This window comes from Candidatus Eisenbacteria bacterium, from assembly GCA_013140805.1.
In the GTDB taxonomy this organism is placed as follows: domain Bacteria; phylum Eisenbacteria; class RBG-16-71-46; order RBG-16-71-46; family RBG-16-71-46; genus JABFRW01.
The window spans coordinates 1-4,055 of the sequence record JABFRW010000083.1 but is presented as its reverse complement, the minus strand read 5'-3'; the positions used below and the strand labels follow the sequence as shown (position 1 = coordinate 4,055).

Annotated in this window: 4 protein-coding genes; 1 reads left to right on the top strand and 3 read right to left on the bottom strand. The window is 65.8% G+C overall.

The window, feature by feature from the left end; genetic code table 11:
• From HOP12_07325 to HOP12_07315, 3 genes are all read right to left on the bottom strand, one after another.
• A partial coding sequence (locus HOP12_07325) for a hypothetical protein (GenBank protein NOT33966.1) occupies positions 1–597 on the bottom strand: 597 nt, incomplete at its 3' end.
• A complete protein-coding gene (locus HOP12_07320) occupies positions 594–2,030 on the bottom strand; it encodes an O-antigen ligase family protein (protein ID NOT33965.1) in 1,437 nt (478 codons plus the stop codon). The genes HOP12_07325 and HOP12_07320, both read right to left, overlap by 4 nt.
• The gene (locus HOP12_07315; GenBank protein NOT33964.1) at positions 2,027–2,698 is read right to left on the bottom strand and encodes a glycosyltransferase family 2 protein; all 672 of its coding nucleotides are present in this window, start codon (positions 2,696–2,698) and stop codon (positions 2,027–2,029) included. Before HOP12_07315 ends, HOP12_07320 begins: the two co-directional genes overlap by 4 nt.
• A 212-nt stretch (positions 2,699–2,910) precedes the next feature.
• Here HOP12_07315 and HOP12_07310 point away from each other — a divergent pair.
• Positions 2,911–4,055 (top strand): acyltransferase (locus HOP12_07310; GenBank protein ID NOT33963.1); only part of this gene is annotated, 1,145 nt, incomplete at its 3' end.

Sequence of the window (4,055 nt, the reverse complement as noted above, 5' to 3'; positions counted from 1 at the left end):
GCCCGCGAGCTGAATCGCAGCCGCCACAGCGAATCCGGGCAGCAGCAGCACCGCGTTGGGACGAATCAGCACCGCGATCCCCATCAGCGCACCGCCGATCGCCCAGCGCGCGAGCCCTGCGCGCGCATCGAGCAGCGCGGTCAACAGAACGCCCCACGCGAACACCATCACAAGCACCAGCAGGTTCTCGGAGTACTGGGTGCCGGGCAGGAACGCGAGCACCGGGTGAAGTGCGGCGAGTGCCATGGCGATCAGTCCGGCGCGACGGCCGAACCACGCGGCTCCGCAGCGACCGATCCACCACACCGCGAGTGTGCCGAGCACGCACTCGACCGCCCGCAGGCGCGGCAGCGACTCACCGGCCAGCGCCCATACCGCCGCCATGAAGGTAGGATATCCGGGTGGTCGCAAGGTCTGCAGACCGTAGCTGCCGTGGTCGATCAGCGAGCGCGCGATCTCGGCGAACTCGCGACCATCGCTCCACGGAATGTGGTCGGCCGGAAGTCGCATCGCCAGCACCAGTCGCGCGAGCATCGCGATCACCACCAGCGCGAACTCGGCGCGCGGTTCGAGACGGCGATCGAGGCTCGAAGTCACGCCGGGACCGCGCCGCGTCGTTCCTCTTCTGCGATCTGGCTCGCCGCCACCATGAGTCCGAACATCGCCCACACCAGGTAGGGGTACATCGGATTCCGAAGGTACTCGATCTTGGTCTGGTCGATCGCGAACACGACCAGCTGAACGCGCGCGAACAATAAGTAGGCTTGAGCATGACTCATGCGCGAGAGGTCCCCGGGGACGGGGCGCAGTGCGCGGAATAGCATCACGAGGATCATCACGAAGAACGTCAGCCCCACGATCCCGACCAGGTTCCCGAGGTAGAGATACAGATTGTGCGGCCAGTACCAGAAGGTCGTCCCGCGCTGCAGCGCGTAGAACGGACCATGACCGATGATCGGATGCTGCATCATGCGCTCGAACGCCTGTTCCCAGATGACCGCGCGCCCTTCGGGAAGCCCGTCCCGGACCTCGAAGGTCTGGGGATCGAGCAGCCGGCCGAGCATGTCACCCGAGTGGGTGTAGTTCGAGACGAAGTAGTTCATGCCGAGGATGATGGCCAAGATGAGCGCCGCGCCGCTCACCACCGAGATGAAATTGAGCCGGGTGCGAGACAGCCATGCCAGGTACACGACTCCGAGCATCAGCGCGATGATCGCTCCGCGGGTGACGGTGGCGAAGAGCATGAACGCGACCAGCAGTCCGAGTCCGGTGGCGAGCAAGCGCCGCGTCGTCGAGGTCGAACGGACGATCAAGAAACCGACGAACAGCAGCGTGAGCGCCGACCAATCGGAGAACTGCTCGAAGTCGAAGAACGGGCCGCCGATGCGAATGTTGTGCATGAGCGTCGCTCCCGGGGCGACGTTGCGGAAATAGATCCAGCCCGGGATCACCACCCCTCCCGGGTTGACGATCTCGTAGAGGCCGAGCAGGCAGATGCTGAGGATCGACGCGATCTGGAAACGGTGAATGCGCGCCAGATCGTTGGAGGTGCGAACGTTGTTCACGATCAGGTAGTAGATCGCGACGCACGCCAGCAAGGTGTAGGTGTTCGAGAGCGCCGGCCCGATGTGTTCGGCCCGCGTGATGCTGTAGAACGAGATGATGTAGGCGATCACGAGCCCGATGATCGGAACATCGAGCCGCGAGCGACGCGGTGGCGCTCCGCTGCCCGTGTTCACGCGCAGGAGCCAGATGATGAGCAGCAGCATCACCATCGCGAGATTGGTGCTGCCGAACACCACTTCGCGCGGATAGGGGAGCGCGAGCACCAGAAGCCCGATCGCCGACACCAGATCGAGGCGCCAGGCGATCCCGAGGACGATGCCGGCGCCGATCACGGCCAGCATGCGCTTGTCCGGGCTCACGTACTGAAGCCCGATGATAACTCCCGCCGCGATCACGACCAGCACGCCGAGGACCGGCGAGAGCCAGTCGGGTCGAACGCGCGGGGACCTGGGGTGGGTGCTCAAGCCGTGTTCAGCCATCCGAATCGCTTGCGCACCAGGAAGGCGAGATTCTCCCACCCGTCCTTCCACTTCTGGAGCTTCACCTCGCCGACTCGGGCGCCGTATGGAATGTGTCCCTCGGCGAAGCGCACGCCGCGCAGCAGCGCCTCGAGCTTGATCTCTTCGCTGAACGGCATTCCGTCCGAGGTCAGCCGCATGCGTTCGAGCACCGCGCGACGAAACACCCACATGCCGGACTGGCTGTCACGGATCGGCTTGAAGAACAACACGGCTGCGGCAACGGTGAGCACCCAGTTGCCCATGCGATTCGAGAACGGCATCGCGTCTCCGTCCACCAGCGGGAATCGGCTGGCCGACAGGAACTCGAGATTGCGATCCAGCAGTTCGTCCACCAGCCGCGTGATCTCCTCCGGTGGATAGGTGCCGTCGCCGTCGAGCGTCACCACCACGTCCTTGGTGGCGGCACGCAGCCCGCACTTGTATGCAGCGCCATAGCCCGGGACCTTCTCGGCCACCACCCTTGCTCCGAGCGATCGCGCGACTTCCGCGGTGCGGTCGGTGCAATTGTTGTCGACTACCACGATCTCGTCGATGGCAGAGGGCATGCGTTCGATCACCATGCGGACGCCGTCTTCTTCGTTGTAACAGGGAATGACAACGCTGATCGTCAGGTCGCGGTGCATGGAGTGGGTAGCTCGAACCTTGGGGGGGGAGGGGCACGCGGAGCGGGGAATCTTCGCCAAAGTCTATCAACCGCGCGGGTGAACTCCAAGGCCGGTGCCCGGCGCGCGCTCGCGACGGGCTGCTGCGATTGCAGAAGCGGTGCGGCTTCGCATTCCGCACGACTCGCGCGCTCGCGCGAGAAGTGCGCCGCGGATCGCGTATGATGTTCCGCGCCTTGCGCACCGAACCCATGCCCAAGTACCTCGCGAACACCTCCGGCCCGCCCGCCCGCGCACTCTCCGCGCATGCCATTCCGTCCCTCGACGGCCTGCGCGCGATCTCGTTCCTGATCGTCTACGTCTCGCACGCGGGCCTTCAGTCGCTGGTGCCGGGCGGCTTCGGCGTCACGGTGTTCTTCTTCCTGAGCGGTTACCTGATCACCACGCTGTTGCGGCTCGAGCTCGAACAGCACGGCACGATCCGGATGCGCGATTTCTACCTGCGTCGCGCGCTCCGAATCTGGCCGCCGTTCTACGCCGTGCTGTTGCTCGCGGTGATCGGAGTGCTCGTGAACGTGGTTCCCGGGCGGCTTGCCGCGATGCCGTTGCTGGCCCAGGCGTTCCACTTCAACAACTACTGGACGATCGCGCACGGCGTCGACGGAATTCCGGCCGGCGCCGGCGTGTACTGGTCGCTCGCGATCGAGGAACACTTCTACCTGTTGTTCCCGTGGATCTTCCTCGCGCTGATGCGCGGCCCCTCGCGTCCGCGCACTCGCGCGATGGTGCTGTGGGGACTGTGCGCGGCGGTGCTGGCGTGGCGATGCTGGCTGGTGCTCGCGCAGCACGCACCCGAGGATCGAACCTACATGGGCAGTGACACCCGCTTCGACTCGTTGCTGTTCGGCTGCGCGCTCGCACTGCACTGCAACCCCGGAATCGACGCCGCGCGCGGCGACGGCCGGTGGCTCAAGTTCGTGTGGCTGCCGCTCGGGATCGCCACGCTCGTGTTCACGTTCGTCTATCGCGCGCCGGCATTCCGTGAAACTCTGCGCTACACGCTGCAGGGAGTGGCACTGATCCCGGTGTTCGTCGCGGCGATCCGCCACTCCGAATGGGGCCCGATGCGCCTGCTCAATCACCCGATCGCACGTTTCCTCGGGGTGCTCTCGTACTCGCTCTACCTGCTTCACCACGTGGTGCTCGCGGCGCTGCATCACCGCACCACGTGGCCGGCGCCCGTTCAGGGCGTGGTCGGACTCGGCGTGTCGATCGCGATCGCGTGGGGCATTCACGTGGCGCTGGAACGCCCCGCGGCTCGGGTTCGGCGGCGGCTGTCGCGTGCCGTGGTGCGGCGCGCCGAGGG